Genomic DNA, 16542 nt, shown 5'->3' on the forward strand with positions numbered 1-16542 from the left:
CTAGTCTCCCTTTGCACCAACGTTTTACCGTGCTATTTACTGGGCCTGCAAGTTTTCATCAGTAGACTGAAAAATTTTCACGAGAGAAGACGATGAAGCCAACCGCCAAGCAAGTCGCGCATGCTGCAGGTGTGTCGCTCTCTGCTGTTTCGCGTGCCTTTACTCCGGGTGCGCCGTTAGATGAGACTAAACGCAAACGTATCCTGATGATTGCCGAGAAACTTGGCTATATCAGTCCGGCTCGCCGTACGGCACAGGCCATCGCCAAGGACACGGTAACACTTGTTGCTGGCGATCTGCTCAATCCCTTCTATCCGGTGGTTCTGGATACGCTTGCCCGGCAGTTGCAATCGAGTGGGCGTCAGTTGCTGGTTTATGCCGTACCAGCACGGGAAGACGTGGATGCCCTGATCGCGCAGATCATCGCCGCCCGGCCCTCAGGTGTGATCGTCACCTCGACCCGTCTGACCTCCGGTATGGCGCGCGCCTGCCGTCAGCACGGGATCAAGGTGGTCCTCCTCAATCGTGTCCAGCGCGACGTTCGCGCGCACACGATCTCGTGTGATAATTATAGCGGCGGTCGTGACGCAGCGCGTCTCCTTCTCAAACGAGGCCGTCAGCATATTGCTTTCATCGGGGGTCTTACCAATACCTCGACCCATCAGGAGAGGGCGCGTGGATTTCGTGATGAGCTCAAGGAGGCGGGATTAAACCTTTATGGTGAGGTCTCAGGTGACTTCAATTACAATGTGGCCTATGGAGTCACCCTGTCCCTGCTTATCAAGCCAGGGTCCCCCGACGCCATTTTCTGCTGTAATGACATCATGGCGCTCGCTGCAATTGATGCAATCAAGGAACGTGGTATGGTTGTCGGAGAGGACATAGCTGTCGTAGGATTCGATGATATTCCGATGGCAGCGTGGACATCTTATCGCCTCAGTACAGTTCGCCAGCCCATTGAACGCATGGTTCAGGAAGCAATTCATATTATCAGCGATGATAGTCTCAGACCGTCCGACGATGGCTTTAGCCGCTTGTTGCCCGGGAAGCTAATGATCCGCGCCAGTGCATGACCAGCTTTGGTATGCATAATTTCTAGTGACGTTAAAGTTAGCGATAGCTTTTGTGAATCACCAGAAATGCTGTGTGTAAGAGCTATACTTGGCTCTCCATACAAACAGATGAAAACGAGCAGCCGATCCTCCAAATCAGGTTATTTCCTGCCCGCAGTAGCAAACTTCGTACCGTATGAAGTGATTCTGACTGGCAATCAGATCAACCAGACTTCTCCCCTGTCAATTGAGAATCCTGACGTGATTTCAGGAATCGGTAACCGGACAGAGAGCCTTAGTGCAAACAACATGATCTTAGACGTGGGTTCTGGTGCCGATGCCAACATAATCGAGATCTTGAATGATCTTGCGTATGATCCGGCTCACGGCGATCACCTTTGTGTCCTCGACGCCTGTTCTGGAAGCGATGAAAAGGCGACCGTTCTCTACGGGCGGATGGGTTGCGACCATGCGCATTCCACCGTCTTTCACATATCGTTCCGCCATGCGAACAGGGAGTATTGCCGCGCCCAATCCTCCGGCGACAAGTTCTGCGATCACGGCAACGCTGGTACAAATGCTAACCTGTGAGGGAAACAGGGCCTCGGCGGCGAACCATCCGGTCACCTGTCGATACATCGCGGAAGGTGCCGGATTGGTGACGACAGGGCGCAACCATAAATCCTTTGGCGTCACGGGCTGAGATATATGCCACGCTGATGGAATGACCCATGTGGTGGGTTGCACACCCAGCGGCTGCAGGGTCATTTTCTCATGCCCTGTGGGGTTGAGAATAACAGCCAGATCAAGCCTGTCTTCCAAAATTGCAGCTTCCAGGCCGGTGCTGATGGATATGCTCCATTCTGGAGTTAGTTGTGGATGTTCCTGTTGCAAGGTATCTAATAGTGGCGGAAGACAATTGACGGCAAAGCCTTCAGCCAGTCCAACGCGCACGGGTCCCACTAAGGGCAGGGCGGTATTCTTTTGTCTGATCTCAGCAATTTCGTTCATGATAGTGGAAATATGTGGGAGCAAGGCCTTGCCGTCCGGCGTGACGACGAGCCCGCTACCATTCCGCTCAAACAAATCCGTTTGTAACGCGTCACGTAATTCCTTCAGACGGAGTGAAGCCGTTGGCTGCGCAATATTCAAGTGATTGGCAGCCTTATGAACTGAGCCAAGTTGTGAAACCCAGTAGAACGTTTCCAGCTGAGAGAAAGTCAATCGCATCATTTGAAATCCTGATATTACCTCCTCAGATATTCAGATTTGATCAGATATAGCAATAGTTGCTATCGGTCTGCTTCTGTCTCAGGAGGAGAGGATCAATGACAACTGAAAAAGCAGTCATCAGAAAAGCGGCATGGCGAATCCTGCCCATCATCATGATATGTTACTTTGCGGCGTTCCTGGATCGGGTGAATATCGGGTTCGCTTCGCTGACCATGAATCAGGATCTGGGGTTCACGGCAGCCCAGTTTGGCTTCGGGGCAGGCATATTTTTTCTTGGCTATATTGTATTCGAACTGCCGAGTAATCTGGTTCTCGCGAAAGTCGGGGCGCGCCGCTGGATTGCCAGAATTCTGATCACGTGGGGAATACTTTCCGCAGCAACTGCCTTCGTTTGGAACCCGACGAGTTTCTATGTTGTCCGCGTTCTGTTGGGTGCTGCGGAAGCTGGGTTCTTTCCGGGCATCATCTTTTTCATGACACTCTGGTTTCCAGCAGAATATCGTGCTCGCATGTTTGCGACGTTCAATATTGCCGTGCCATTTTCTTCCGTCATCGGCGCGCCACTGTCGGGCTTTATTCTCGAATATATGAACGGCGTTGCAGGTCTCAGCGGCTGGCAGTGGATGTTCGTCATCGAGGCAATCCCTGCCATCGTGATGGGCTTTGTGGTCTTCTTGTGGCTTCCAGATTCACCTGATAAAGCCACTTTTCTGTCAACTGACGAAAAGAGAATACTGAGTTCTCGCATCGCCAAAGAGCGCGACGCACGCGAAGCGACCGAGAAATTCACTATTGGCAAAGCCCTGCGCGATCCACGTGTTCTCCTCATGTGCCTTATCGCAGTGGGTCTGGTCATGGGAACAACCGGTATTGCGATCTGGATGCCGCAATTCGTCAAATCATTCGGTCTGAGCAATCTGCAAACGAGCTTCGTCGTCGCTATCCCGTCGATTTTTATGGCTGCAGCCATGATTCTGGTCGGTCGCAGTGCTGACCGTACCGGCGAGCGCGTGTGGCATGCAGCCGGGCCATTCATCGTCAGTGCTTTCGGCTTTGCGCTGGCCGCTTTTGCTACATCGCCCGTGGTCAACCTCATCGGTCTTACCATCGGCGCGGCGGGTATCGGTGGAGCATCGCCGAATATCTGGATTTTCCCCTCGACCTTGCTGACCGGAAGTGCAGCCGCCGCAGGGATCGCATTGATCAATTCAGTCGGGAGCACCGGTGGCTTCTTTGGTCCGACAATCATTGGCTGGGTCAGGGATACAACGGGCGGCTTCCAAGGCTCACTGCTGTTCCTTGCATTTGCGATGGTCGTGACCGCAGGCGCTATTCTGATCCTCGGCAAGTCCATGCGTGAAATGCTGCACGCGTCGCAAGCTCAACACGGTACGAGAGAAAAAGCGTGAAAATCAACGAAATTCGACTTTACCATCTGAGTGCACCCCTCGCTGAACCGATCGGTAATGCCAAGGTGTTCTTCGACCGGCGAGAAACGCTGCTTGTAGAAGTAGTAGCAGGCTCGGATAGTGGCTGGGGCGAAACCTGGGCATTGCCAACCGCCGCCGCCAGTCTGATTGAAGTCAATCTGGCCCCGCATGTACTTGGACAAGATGCGCAGCACTATCGTCGTATCTGGCAGGATATGTGCCGGCCATTCGAAACGAGGAGCGGCGTCGCCATGATGGCGATATCGGCTCTCGATATGGCAATTCACGACCTTGCTGCCAAGCAGCAAGGTATTCCTCTCCATGTTTTGTTGGGAGGCGCGCGCCGGGATCGGGTGCCGACTTACGCGAGCGGGCCTTTCTTTAAGCCCGGCGGGCACCCTTATCGGGATTTCGAGCGTGATGTGGAAAGCTACCTCGCCGATGGCTTCAAGTCGATTAAACTGCGGAGCGGCTATCGTCCTGCAGACGATGCGAGTGCAGCCCTGACTGTTCGCAAAATGATCGGCGGCGACGGCGACTTGATGATAGATTTCAACCAATCAATCACTGTCCGCAATGCGATTTCGACATTTGAACTGCTTGCTGAGGCTCAGCCGCTCTGGATTGAGGAGCCGACGGTGCCAGTTGATCTGGCAGGGTACAAGCAGGCATCAGCGCATATTAAATGTGCCATAGCGGGCGGAGAAACCTTTGCTTCGGCTCGTGATTTCTTGCCATTTCTAAATGAAGGCGTGATGGATGTTCTGCAACCGGATATTGCCATCTGTGGCGGCTTCAATGGCGTCGAGCAGGTTGCCGTTCTAGCCGATATCTATGGCCGTCCACTTATACCGCACGTATGGGGTAGCATCGTGAATTTCCAGGCAGCCTTGCATCTGACTGCGACACTCCCGGCCTACCGAGGAGGCAGAACTGCGTTTCCGTTCATGGAATACGATGTCGGTCCAAATCCTCTTCTGGATTTGGTGGGGCGACCCCGCGTCGGGGCTGATGGCACGTTGCCAGTTCCCAGTACGCCTGGTTTGGGTATAGACATTTCCCAAGATCTAATCGCGCCATATATTGTTCGAAGCTGTCAGGTCGCCTAGCGAAAATAGAATAGAATTGTTATGCGGACAATATTGGGTGCTCATCTGGTGATAAGCATCCCAATTGGCAATGTTCAATCGCGCTATCGCATAGTGACAGCGGGAATGGAAAAGAGACCAGATTCAATCGAGAGACTATCAAACGTCCGATCTAATCTTTGCAGCAAGTTTGGAATTAAGCCTTAGTTGCATCTTGTGATCCAGCACATAAGTTACTATTTCTACTAGCGAAATTCTTGCCGATTTTCATCACGAAGGAAGGCGAAAAGAGTCTCTTTATATCAGTTGTAGGATCGCCCTCCACAGTGATGATATCGGCTAATTTCCCAGTCTCCAGCGTTCCGGTGTCGATTTTTGTGCCCAATACTTCTGAGGCTATGGCAGTGCCAGCGTAAATCGTACACCACTTTTCAAACCGAGCTGGCAATCGCGCAGCATATATTCCCAGTGGCGTTCGTAAACAGCCCTTTCCCAATCGGGATAATGGAATTTTTCATAAGCCTGTCGATGGAAGTGAATCTGCGACAAGGTCGTCACCACGATCTTTCGCTCATGCACCAATCGCTGTCGCGTGTTAGATGATGTCAACGCCGCCATCCAACGCGAGCTTTACCGCACACCAACAGCGTGTTTCATTATTCAAGAAAATAAAGCGTACTTGTAAGGTTAATTTGCAACAAAACCGATTTTTTTACCTACAATACTCAGTCTTGTATTGCCCTTGAATCAAAGCATTCGTAACAGAAAATCGTAAAACCTCATGTCCTGTGCTCGGGACACGTTAATGCGGATGCCTCTGCCCAGGGGATTTTGTTTGTCGATACAAAACACGCTGCCAGGTGCTATGAAAATGCTTTCCTTAGCGCCCGCTCGGGCCAATTCGATATCGCTGACGCCTGCCGGCAAAAGTAGATATTTGTAATACCCCCCAAGGCTATCTGCAAAACATTGCCAGCCGGCTTGGTCGATTCTATGCTGGAATGCGTGTGAAGCCGTCTCAATCCTCTGCCAAAGGCGTTTCAAATGCCGGTCGTAATGGCCGTCTGCAATCAATCGGTGAAGCAATCGCTCGATATGACCCGAACTGTTGACTGTGGTCAGCATCTTCAATTCGGTGAGTGCCACGATGATATCCTCTCGCGCGACGATAAAACCTGAACGCAAACTTGCTGACAATGTCTTCGAAAATGTCCCAACCGAAATAACGCGATTGACTTGATCAAGAGTGACCAGGCGATGTGCCGGAAGCGGCAAGTCACAAAATGGATCGTCTTCGACTATCAGGATATCATGGGCACTCGCCGCGGCAAGTACCGCATGGGCGACCGGTAAGGTAATCGAACCGCCCATTGGATTATGCCCCAGCGATTGGGTGAAGAACATCTTTGGTCGCTCTGATTTGAGCTTCTCGTTAAAGTCATTGACGTCCGGTCCTTCGGGTGTGCGGCGTACACCCACCATACGTATCTGCGCCAAGGCAAGTTTAGCAAACAGTGGGTAATAACCCGGATCGTCAACAAGGACTGTATCCCCAGCTGATAGAAGTCCGCGAATGATAAGGTCTAGCGCATGATTGGCGCCAAAACTCAATAATACATTTTCCTCGCCTGCGCGAATGTGCTGGTTTTTCAGTCGATGGGCGATCTTTTGCCTTAACAGCGGAAAACCCAGCGCTGATCCGTAGGCATCGGAATCGGTGGTCAATGACCGGTCATGGATTGTGAGGTGTCGTTTGATTTCCGATTGTTCTGTCCATGCTGGCGGCGGCCGTCCGTCTCCTACCCGAATTTGAAAGCTCTGATCAAGCTGAGCGCTAAGAAGAGAAGCGATGTCCACCGCTTCCGCCACATGTTTCGGGCGTTGGTTATTTGCCGTATCAGGCTCGAAAACAACCGTAAATCCAGATCCCTTGCGTGCGGCAATGAACCCTCCGGCGACAAGCCGGTCGTAAGCCTCCACAACTGTATTTTTTGACACATTGAATTCGTCCGCCGCCTTGCGAACGGAAAGCAGCCGACATCCATATGGCAAAGCGCCGGAAACTATCTGTTCCTTCAAACGGGCAGTGATTGTTTCCACAAGCGTGACCGCAGAGGTGCTCAAGCCATTTGTAGAGGGCATGCTATCTCCATGCTGGTACAGTTGGTGACAATAATTAAAAACTGTACCTTTTCATAAGGGTAACAAATTGCCCATAAAACTTTCAAGAGGAACTTCTTCCGGGAGGCAGCATTGGCTGATTTAAACGTGAAAGCATCGCGACAGGACATTAATTCTCGTTTGGAGAATATGCGGAATCTCTCTCCCGCCGCACGATTGGTCAAAGTCGCGGATGCAGTGTCGCTGTCGAATGAGGAGGCGGACGTCTTCTCACATGCCGGCCTGCCGGTCGATCTCGCCAATGGGATGATTGAGAATGTCATCGGCGTATTTGAACTGCCGATAGGTGTCGCCACAAATTTTACCATAAATGGACGGGATTACCTTATCCCGATGGCAGTAGAAGAGCCATCAGTCGTTGCGGCTGCGTCCTATATGGCGCGGATAGCACGCAAATGCGGTGGGTTCCAGACCTCAAGCACTGGCCCACTCATGCGGGCCCAGGTGCAGGTACTGAAGCTGAGCGATCCGTATAGCGCGCGAATCCGGGTGTTGCAGGAGCGTGAGGCGATTATTACGGTGGCCAACGCGAAGGACAAGGTGTTGATTTCGCTCGGCGGCGGCTGCAAAGATATTGAAGTTCATATCTTTGAGGACACGCAGGTCGGCCCTATGGTTGCCGTTCATCTGATTGTGGATGTTCGCGATGCAATGGGTGCGAACACGGTCAATACGATGGCCGAAACCGTGGGGCCGCTGATCGAAAAAATAACCGGCGGTGAGGTCCGACTCCGTATTCTTTCCAATTACGCTGATCTCCGTCTGGCGCGTGCAATGGTGTCCCTGACGCCGGAAGCATTGAAAACCCCTGAATATGGTGGCGAGAGAATCGCCAGAGGTATTGTAGAGGCTTGTGCTTTCGCAGTTGTAGATCCCTACCGCGCCGCCACCCATAATAAGGGGATAATGAACGGTATTGATCCAATCGTCGTCGCCACCGGAAACGATTGGCGTGCGATTGAAGCTGGAGCTCATGTATGGGCGTCGCGCTCGGGCCGGTACACTTCGCTCACCCACTGGGAAATCGATGCAGCAGGGAACCTTATAGGCACACTTGAAATGCCTATGGCGTTGGGCTTGGTAGGGGGCGCTACCAAAACGCATCCCGCCGCTCGCGCGGCGCTAAAAATTCTCGGCGTGCAGACCGCTCAGGAATTTGCCGAAGTCACGGTGGCAGTCGGGTTGGCACAAAATATGGCCGCGCTTCGGGCTCTGGCCACGGAAGGCATCCAGAAGGGGCATATGGCATTGCATGCCCGCAATATTGCAATTGTTGCCGGAGCGATTGGCGAGGAAGTTGACAAGGTTGCGACCGCTCTCGCCGCTGACCATGATGTCCGTGTCGATCGTGCTAAAGAATTGCTCGAAAGCATGCGCAACGCATGATGGCGTGGACAGACGAATCCATGCAAATGGTGCGAAGTGCAACGAGCCAGGGACCAATTTGATACGCGCCTGGCAGATATGGAGGCCCCAATGAGTACTGATCGAGAAAACAGCCCTGTTCTTGCTAAGAGGACTGGTCCTTTGTCGGGGGTAATCGTTCTCGATGTGACACGGGTCGTCGCGGGGCCGTTTTGTGCAATGCTCCTGGCGGACATGGGCGCGACCGTTATCAAGATAGAGCATCCCAGCGAACCGGATTATGCTCGGACGTTCCCACCATTTGTCTCTTCTGGAGAGGCGCAGTTAAGCGCATTCTTCTCACAGTACAATCGCAACAAACTCGGTTTGTCGATCAATTTGAAATCTGAAGACGGAAAACGCCTGCTCAAACAATTGGTTGAGCAGGCGGACATATTGATCGAAAACTTCCGTCCCGGCACCATGGACAGGTTGGGGTTGGGGTACGACACGCTTGGCACCATCAACCCCAAGCTCGTTTATACCGCCATTAGCGGCTTCGGCCGGTCGGGTCCCAACTCATCGAAGCCTGCATATGACAATACAGGGCAGGCGGCGGGTGGCTTGTGGTCGATGAATGGCTATCCTGATCGGCCACCCGTACGAGTTGGCACTATCATCGGCGATCTGGCTGCATCGCTTTACGCCGCTATTGGGACAGTAGCAGCTCTGCGAGAAGCTGAAAAAACCGGCAGGGGTCAGGTCGTGGATGTGTCGCAACAAGATTCTATCCTGACTCTGACTGAAAATGCAGTGGTTCGCTACACGACTCAAAAAGAGGTGGCCGTGCCTCTGGGTAATGATCATCCGTTCGTTAGCCCTTATGGTCAGTTTCCCTGCAAGGACGGTTACGTGTTCTTTGGAGGTTATACAGACAAATTCTGGTCCATCACGTGTGAGTTGTTCGGCCAGCCTGAAAAGGCCAGGGACCCGCAAATCGACACTATGGAGAAGCGGTTCGATCCAAAGATTTCGGAGACAGTCGTCAAGCCGCTCCTCAATGAATGGTTTAGTCAATATACCAAAGCCGAACTTGAGGAAATGGCGGGAGACCGGGTTCCCCTAAGTGCAATCAAGACCATCGCAGAGGTTGTCGAAGATCCTCATATTGCAGCGCGTGAGATGATTGTTGACGTTCCCATGGGGGACCAGCTGGTCAAAATGTTCGGACTGCCAATCAAGCTCTCTGGCATGGATAGTCTCCGGTATGAGAAGGCTCCGTCGCCCGGAGAGCACAGCGCCCGTATTCTGACAGAACTTCTGGGCGTTTCACCCGAAGAGGTGGCCCGATTGAAAGATCAAGGTGCAATCTGATGGGGACGATCGACTTCACGAAGGACGGTCACGTCGCGATCATCCGGATTAACCGGCCCGAAAAACTCAACTCACTGACGCTGTCGATGTATGACGATCTAGGCGCCGCTTTTCAGCGCGCCAATACAGATTCAGAAATTCATTCGGTGGTTCTGTGTGGCGAGGGAACGCGCGCCTTTTGTGCAGGCGCGGATCTCAAGGAATCGATTCCCGCTCTTGCATCTGATCGGTTCGATATTTCGGCCTGGGACCCGGCACATATCAAATATGCGGGGTTTAATAAGCCGATAGTAAGCGCGGTCCAAGGTGTCTGCATGGGTGCGGGTTTCGAACTCATGCTGGCTACGGACATACGGATAGCTTCGCAGGACGCCGTGTTTCAGCTTCCTGAGGTCCGGCACGGGTTCGTTCCGGCGGGAGGCACTCTGGTCCGTTTGGTGCGTCAGATCGGATATGCGCATGCGATGGAGATAATGCTCGCTGCGGAACGCTTTTCTGCATCGGATATGCGTGAACGGGGCATCGTCAATCGTATCGAGCCTTCCGATGATGTTGAGGCAACCGCTATAGATATGGCTCGTCGTCTGGCCAGCTTTAGTCCGACTGCGGTACAGGCCATAAAGGAAGCGGCACTAACATTGCCGGATCTTCCTATCCTCGATGCTTTCCGCGAAGAAGCAAGAATTGGGCAGCGTACCTTTACCAGTGACGAAGCCAAGAAGAGCTTGGCGGCTTTTGCCGCGCGGGGAAAGGATAGTTGATGGCTGACGTCACGATAGTTGAGGTCGGCCCCCGCGATGGCTTGCAAAATGAAAAGCGTATCGTGTCGATGAAGGAGAAACTGGAGCTTATTTCCTGTCTGTGTGCGGCCGGGTTGACGCGGCTGGAAGTTACGGCTTTCGTTTCCCCGCAATGGGTGCCGCAGATGGCGGATCATAAAGCTGTATTGCGTGGGACTCCTCCGGCGGAAGGATTGGTCCGGTCGGTGTTGACACCAAATGAGCGTGGTGCCCATGCCGCGTTGGAGATAGGTGTCGAGGAACTTGCGGTATTTACGAGCGCGTCGGAGAGCTTTGCCAGAAAGAACATAAACTGCTCAATAGATGAGAGTATCAAGAGGTTTCAACCGGTTGCCGACCTGGCGCGCAACAGTGGCGTGCGATTGCGTGGATACGTTTCCTGCGCCGTTGAATGTCCCTTTGAAGGCGCGGTTGAGCCGCACGCGGTCGCGGATATCGCGGGCAAACTTGCGGATTTGGGCTGCACCGAAATCTCCCTGGCAGATACGATTGGGCGAGCTTCGCCAGATAGCGTTCATAAGATGCTATGGGTTGTCGGCCAGAAACTTCAACCGCAACAACTCGCTTGCCACTTTCACGATACATATGATCGAGCACTTGAGAACATCGATGTTGCGCTTGAACATGGGATCCGCGTTTTCGACAGCGCTATTGGCGGTCTTGGGGGATGTCCATACGCACCGGGAGCAGCTGGAAATCTAAGCACATTGTTGCTGGTCAATCATCTGGAGAACAAAGGTTATTCGACGGGCCTCGACGTTGCGGCCTTGGAGCGGGCGGAGCAGCTTGCGACGAAAATCCGAACAACTTCGATGTGTGTTTCCGATTAATAACTAGAATAATATGGGAGGAACAGTATGCGCGTTGATAGACTTAAGAAGCTGGCAAATGGTGCGGTCTTCCTGACGGGAATACTCGCGGCATCCAATGTCTTCGCTAAAGATGGGATCAGCGATCAGGTCGTGCGTATCGGGCTCATTGAGGATATGAGCGGAGTCTATGCCGACATTACCGGCATGGGTGCGGTCACCGCTGCGAAAATGGCCGTTGAGGAGTTCGGTGGAACCGTTCTGGGAAAGCCAATCGAGATTGTGTCTGCAGATCACCAGAACAAGGCCGATATCGGTGGTGCGATCGCGCGAAAGTGGTTCGATGAAGACGGGGTCGATGCAATTCTCGATGTCGCGTCATCGTCGCCGGCGCTTGCGGCTTTGGAGGTCGCAAAGCAGAAGGAAAAACTAATCGTCCTGAGTTCGCCCGGCTCGTTGCGCATCACGAATGATGCATGCGGCCCTTACGTTGTCCATTGGGCATACGATACTTATGCGGTTGCGCATACCACGGGTCAGGCACTCGTCGATCAGGGACTGAAGAGCTGGTATTTTATTACTGCCGATTACGCCTTCGGTCATGGTCTGGAAAAGGAGACGGGCGATCTCGTCAAGGCGAGGGGTGGTGAGGTTGTGGGCAGTATCCGTCTGCCCATCGGGACAGCCGACTTTGCGTCGGCCCTTCTCACAGCGCAAGGGTCGGGTGCCGGCGTGGTTGCTCTGGCGAATGCCGGTGCGGATACGATCAACTCGGTCAAGCAGGCCGCGCAATTCGGTCTTACCCAATCGGGGCAGAAGCTCGCCACGCTTGGCGGTTTCATCAATGATATTCATGGAATGGGTCTCGCAGAAGCGCAAGGTTTGACGATTGTCGAGGCCAGTTACTGGAACCTGAATGAACAAACACGTGCATGGTCGCAGCGTTTCTTCGCCGAAAGAAAGGCCATGCCGAACATGCTGCAGACGGGTGTTTATTCATCCGTGCTCCACTATCTCAAGGCCGTCAAGGAAGCAGGTACGGATGATACCAAACAGGTGGTTGCCAAGATGAGGGAACTGCCGATCAACGATGTTTTCTACCACAATGGTTCCATCCGTGCGGACGGTCGCATGATGCACGATATGTATCTGTTTGAGGTCAAAAAGCCGGACGAATCCAAAGAGCCTTGGGACTACTACAAATTGCTGGCTACAGTTTCCGCTGACAAGGCATTCCAGCCCTTGGCCAACTCGCAATGCCCGTTGGTGACGAAATAAGATCTGTTGCGCGGAACACGTCCGACATCTGATTTGGCGCAACATCTCAATAGCCGTTCAATAGGAGAAATAATATGACAGGGAACATGAACCGGCGAGAGTTTAATCTGTTTTTGGCTGCAACGATCGCATGTGCAGCCACGGGTGGCACGGCCTATGCCCAGGCGAACGGCGAAACGCTTACTTCCATTGTTTATCCCGAGCCGCCTATTTTGAACCTTGGATTGAACCAGCAGACCCCCACCGGCGTGGTCGCAGGAAAACTCTATGAGGGCCTGCTTTCTTATTCGAGGGATTTGACACCACAGCCTTTGCTGGCAGATTCATGGGATGTTTCGCCGGATGGCTTGACCTACACCTTTCATCTCGTAAAAAATGCGAAATGGCACGACGGTCAGCCGTTCACATCCGCAGACGTTGTCTTCTCCTGCAAGACGTTTCTGCCGGAGGTTCATCCACGCGCGCGCGATGTTTTCAGCCGCTGCGCAAGCATTGAGGCACCCGACGACTACACGGTGATTTTCACACTCAAGAGGGCTTTTCCTGCGTTTCTGATGGCATTTGAGACAGCTTCGGCGCCGATGCTGCCGCGCCATCAGCTTGAGGGAACGGATTATCGCAAGGTAGGCGCGGAACAGCCACCTATCGGCACCGGCCCTTTCCGTTTCTCGGAATGGGTGCGGGGTTCACACATCCATTTGACTGCGGTGGACGACTATTATCGTCAAGGCGAACCGAAACTGCGCGAAATCTATTACCGTGTGATCCCTGATGCCGCGTCGCGTGGCGTCTCATTGGAGCAGGGTGATGCTCAGTTGGCGCAGTGGCAGGACATTGAACCCTTCGATGTGGCGCGTCTGGCCGCGCTGCCGCATCTTGAGATGACAACTGAGGGCTACGAGTATTTCTCGCCGATGTTGTGGATCGAACTGAATTGTCGCCGCCCACCCATGAACGACAAGCGTTTCAGGCAAGCGCTGATGCATCTGATCGACCGAGAGTTCGTGCGCGACCGCATCCTGTTTGGGCTTGCGAAAGCGGCCACGGGACCAATTGCATCTTCGATGCGGTTTTATAGCGCCGATGTGCCGACTTATGAACCATCGGTCGAGAAGGCGACGCAACTGCTGGATAAAATGGGTCTGAAGGCAGGTTCGGACGGCGTGAGAGCTTCACTCAAGTTCACGATGGTGCCTGCTGGTGAGACGTGGACCCGCATCGCGGAATATGTGCGACAGTCTTTCGCCAAGGCAGGTATCAAGGTCGAGTTGCAGAGCAACGATCTGGCGGGTTGGGTTGAGAGCGTCAGCAATGGTGATTTCGATATCAGCGGCAACCAGCTTTATCAAAACGGCGATCCCGCCCTGGGAGTAGCCCGCACCTATATCTCGTCAAATATCCGCAAAGGCGTCATGTTCTCCAATACTTCGGGGTACTCCAACCCCAAGGTTGATGAATTGTTCGAGGCTGCGGCAGGTGAACTGGATTCCGAAAAACGCCAAGCCTATTACACCGAGGTTCAACAACTTCTTGTAGAAGAAATGCCCGTCCTGTGGCTGGCGGAACAAAGATACCCGACAATTTATGATAATCGGTTGAAGGAAGTGGCGGCCTCAGCCACTGGCGTCAATTCCAATTTCGGTACGGTCAGTTTCGCCTCGAGCTAACCGTTACAGTCGCCCGTTGAGAGCCTGAGCGGAACTACCGCCAGTGTTGTTCTCGACATCATTCCAGATTGAAGGTGGTCGCAAGCGGCGACCAGAAGAAAGGCTGTTGTCAATGCTATCCCCTATTGACGATAAAGAGATCGCTGTTTTGCGTGACTGGCGCCATAAGCTGCATCAGTTTCCGGAGGTTTCGGGTGAGGAAGTCGAAACAGCGCGAGAAGTGGTATCTTTTCTGTCCGACACCCAACCGGATCAGGTGATAACTGAATTGGGCGGTCACGGTGTGGCGTTGGTTTATGAGGGTGAGCAAAGCGGGCCAGCGGTGTTACTGCGTTGTGAGCTTGACGCATTGCAGATCCAGGAGATCTCCGATCTTCCCTACAAATCCCGCAACGATGGAAAGGCGCATATGTGCGGGCACGATGGCCATATGACAATGATGGCAGCCGTTGCCCGTCAGTTGCACCGGAAGAGGCCATTACAGGGTCGGGCCATTTTGCTTTTCCAGCCGGCAGAGGAAACCGCACATGGTGCGGAGGCGGTCATTGCCGATCCCAAGTTTGCGTCAATCAAGCCGGATTATGCTTTCGCTATCCATAACATGCCGGGTTTGCCACTGGGGCATATCGCGGTAGCGCCGGGGCAGATCACCTGTGCGTCGATGGGGCTATGTATCAAGCTGACGGGTAAGGTTTCTCATGCCTCCGTGCCCGAAGCGGGCATTTCGCCAGCAATGGCGGTATCGCGTATCATCGCGGCCCTTCAACGACTTCAAGCCGGGGAGATTGTCGAACCGGGCTTCCGGCGCCTGACGGTGACTGGCGTAGAAATGGGTAAACGCGTTTTCGGCATCACGCCGGGCAATGCGGAGATACGCATGACCCTTCGCACGCCTGAAAGCGACGCCATCATGGGGCTTCTGGAAGAAACGCTCGACATGGCGCGCAAGATTGCCGCCGAGGAGCGACTAACGCTGGATTATTCGACACATAATTTCTTTCGAGCCTGTGTGAATGATAATGACGCCGCGGCGATTTTCGACAATGCGGTCGAGCGCATGGCACTGTCCCGGGTGACGGATTACCTGCCTATCAGGGGCGCGGAAGACTTCGGATTGTTCGGCTCTTGTTCAAAATCGGCGTTGTTGTTTATAGGCTCGGGAATGGATCACCCCATGGTCCACAATCCGGATTATGATTTTCCAGATGAATTGATTCCGCAGGGAGCGGGAATATTTCTCGGTGTTCTCGACCAATTGCTTGGTTCCACGCACCAAAAGCCAACAGAAACTCTAAAGACAAGCTAATGTTCGTTCTTTCCCGATTATTGGCGAAACTGGCGGGGATCGTGTTTACGATCCTCGTTATCGCGATAATAAACTTCGCCGTCATTCATTCAGCGCCGGGAGATCCGGCATCGGTGATCGCCGGTCAATCCGGCGCTGCGGACGCTAAATTCATCGCGCAAATCCGTGCTGATTATGGACTCGATCAGCCGTTTTTTAACCAGCTTGTTACGTATGTCGGTAAGGTTCTGCAATTCGATCTGGGTTACTCCTATCGGCAGCGGGCAGCCGTCAGTCAGTTGATTGCCGAGCGGTTGGGACCAACCTTGCTGCTTACACTTTCCGCTTTCTTCCTTTCGTTGATTGGCGGCGTCTTGTTCGGTGCAATCGCCGGAAAGCGGAATGGTTCGTGGGGTGATCTTGCGATCTTGCTGGTTTCATTGCTACTTTATGCGACGCCGGTCTTTTGGCTCGGACTGATGCTGGTACTGGTCTTTTCGATTCAACTCGAATGGCTACCGGCATTTGGCTATGCGGATATTCGCGCTTCGAGTTTCACCATGGGTCAATATATGTTTGACGTGGCGCGCCACGCCATTCTTCCCGTGGTTACCTTGGCCGCAATCTATATGGCCGTCTACATCCGACTGATGCGCTCCTCGTTGATCGAAGTTTCGCACGAAGATCATGTGCGAACCGCGCGTGCTAAAGGTCTGAATGAGGCGCAAGTCCTGTCTGGCCATATGTTGCGCAACGCCGCCGTTCCCGTCGTGACTTTCGCGGGATTGCAAGCGGGCGCGCTGATCGGTGGGTCCGTGGTTGTGGAAACGGTATTCTCTTGGCCAGGTCTTGGACGATTGACCTACGATGCGGTGACCGCGCGCGATTATCCCGTTTTGCTGGGCTTGTTTCTTATCATGTCGATGCTGGTTATCGCCACCAATCTACTGACCGATTTTCTGCATCGGATTATCGATCCTCGTGTGAAAGGCCGATAGGAG

14 protein-coding genes are annotated in these 16542 nt (G+C 53.3%); 11 read left to right on the forward strand and 3 right to left on the reverse strand.

Features of this window, described 5'->3' with window-relative positions:
• The first annotated feature begins 92 nt into the window (after positions 1 to 92).
• Positions 93 to 1073, forward strand: coding sequence for a LacI family DNA-binding transcriptional regulator (locus WIX40_RS23395; protein WP_339442549.1), 981 nt, complete (start codon positions 93 to 95; stop codon positions 1071 to 1073).
• Positions 1074 to 1367: 294 nt separating this feature from the next.
• On the opposite strand, the gene WIX40_RS23400 is transcribed toward WIX40_RS23395, so the two are convergent.
• Positions 1368 to 2285 (reverse strand): LysR family transcriptional regulator, encoded by a 918-nt coding sequence (locus WIX40_RS23400; RefSeq protein ID WP_339442551.1) that lies wholly within the window; start codon positions 2283 to 2285, stop codon positions 1368 to 1370.
• Positions 2286 to 2341: 56 nt separating this feature from the next.
• On the opposite strand from WIX40_RS23400, the gene WIX40_RS23405 reads away from it, so the two are divergent.
• Together WIX40_RS23405 and WIX40_RS23410 are read left to right on the forward strand one after the other, a co-directional pair.
• A complete protein-coding gene (locus WIX40_RS23405; RefSeq protein ID WP_339442552.1) occupies positions 2342 to 3694 on the forward strand; it encodes an MFS transporter in 1353 nt (450 codons plus the stop codon).
• The gene (locus WIX40_RS23410) at positions 3691 to 4824 is read left to right on the forward strand and encodes a mandelate racemase/muconate lactonizing enzyme family protein (RefSeq protein WP_339442554.1); all 1134 of its coding nucleotides are present in this window, start codon (positions 3691 to 3693) and stop codon (positions 4822 to 4824) included. The genes WIX40_RS23405 and WIX40_RS23410 overlap by 4 nt, the downstream gene beginning before the upstream one ends.
• 375 nt (positions 4825 to 5199) lie before the next feature.
• On the opposite strand, the gene WIX40_RS23415 is transcribed toward WIX40_RS23410, so the two are convergent.
• Both WIX40_RS23415 and WIX40_RS23420 read right to left on the reverse strand, forming a co-directional pair.
• Positions 5200 to 5412 (reverse strand): hypothetical protein, encoded by a 213-nt coding sequence (locus tag WIX40_RS23415; protein WP_339442556.1) that lies wholly within the window; start codon positions 5410 to 5412, stop codon positions 5200 to 5202.
• 138 nt (positions 5413 to 5550) lie between these two features.
• Positions 5551 to 6945: an aminotransferase-like domain-containing protein gene (locus WIX40_RS23420; RefSeq protein ID WP_339442557.1), complete on the reverse strand. Its 1395-nt coding sequence runs from the start codon at positions 6943 to 6945 to the stop codon at positions 5551 to 5553.
• Positions 6946 to 7056: 111 nt separating this feature from the next.
• On the opposite strand from WIX40_RS23420, the gene WIX40_RS23425 reads away from it, so the two are divergent.
• From WIX40_RS23425 to WIX40_RS23460, 8 genes are all read left to right on the forward strand, one after another.
• Positions 7057 to 8370, forward strand: a complete 1314-nt coding sequence (locus tag WIX40_RS23425; protein WP_339442559.1) for a hydroxymethylglutaryl-CoA reductase, degradative — start codon at positions 7057 to 7059, stop codon at positions 8368 to 8370.
• A gap of 90 nt (positions 8371 to 8460) precedes the next feature.
• Complete coding sequence (locus tag WIX40_RS23430) at positions 8461 to 9702, forward strand: CaiB/BaiF CoA transferase family protein (RefSeq protein WP_339442561.1); 1242 nt, start codon at positions 8461 to 8463, stop codon at positions 9700 to 9702.
• Positions 9702 to 10463, forward strand: coding sequence for an enoyl-CoA hydratase/isomerase family protein (locus WIX40_RS23435; RefSeq protein WP_339442563.1), 762 nt, complete (start codon positions 9702 to 9704; stop codon positions 10461 to 10463). The genes WIX40_RS23430 and WIX40_RS23435 overlap by 1 nt, the downstream gene beginning before the upstream one ends.
• The gene (locus WIX40_RS23440) at positions 10463 to 11332 is read left to right on the forward strand and encodes a hydroxymethylglutaryl-CoA lyase (RefSeq protein WP_339442565.1); all 870 of its coding nucleotides are present in this window, start codon (positions 10463 to 10465) and stop codon (positions 11330 to 11332) included. Before WIX40_RS23435 ends, WIX40_RS23440 begins: the two co-directional genes overlap by 1 nt.
• A 27-nt stretch (positions 11333 to 11359) precedes the next feature.
• Entirely contained in the window at positions 11360 to 12589 is a 1230-nt protein-coding gene (locus WIX40_RS23445) for an ABC transporter substrate-binding protein (RefSeq protein WP_339442566.1), read from the forward strand.
• Positions 12590 to 12675: 86 nt separating this feature from the next.
• Positions 12676 to 14256 (forward strand): ABC transporter substrate-binding protein, encoded by a 1581-nt coding sequence (locus WIX40_RS23450; RefSeq protein ID WP_182506693.1) that lies wholly within the window; start codon positions 12676 to 12678, stop codon positions 14254 to 14256.
• Positions 14257 to 14299: 43 nt separating this feature from the next.
• Positions 14300 to 15562 carry an amidohydrolase gene (locus WIX40_RS23455; protein WP_262077807.1) on the forward strand — a complete coding sequence of 421 codons (1263 nt, stop codon included), beginning with the start codon at positions 14300 to 14302 and terminating at the stop codon, positions 15560 to 15562.
• Positions 15562 to 16539, forward strand: a complete 978-nt coding sequence (locus WIX40_RS23460) for an ABC transporter permease (protein ID WP_176056361.1) — start codon at positions 15562 to 15564, stop codon at positions 16537 to 16539. Before WIX40_RS23455 ends, WIX40_RS23460 begins: the two co-directional genes overlap by 1 nt.
• Positions 16540 to 16542: the final 3 nt, after the last annotated feature.

It is taken from the genome of Ochrobactrum teleogrylli, from assembly GCF_037482325.1.
GTDB classification, from domain to species: Bacteria; Pseudomonadota; Alphaproteobacteria; order Rhizobiales; family Rhizobiaceae; genus Brucella; species Brucella teleogrylli.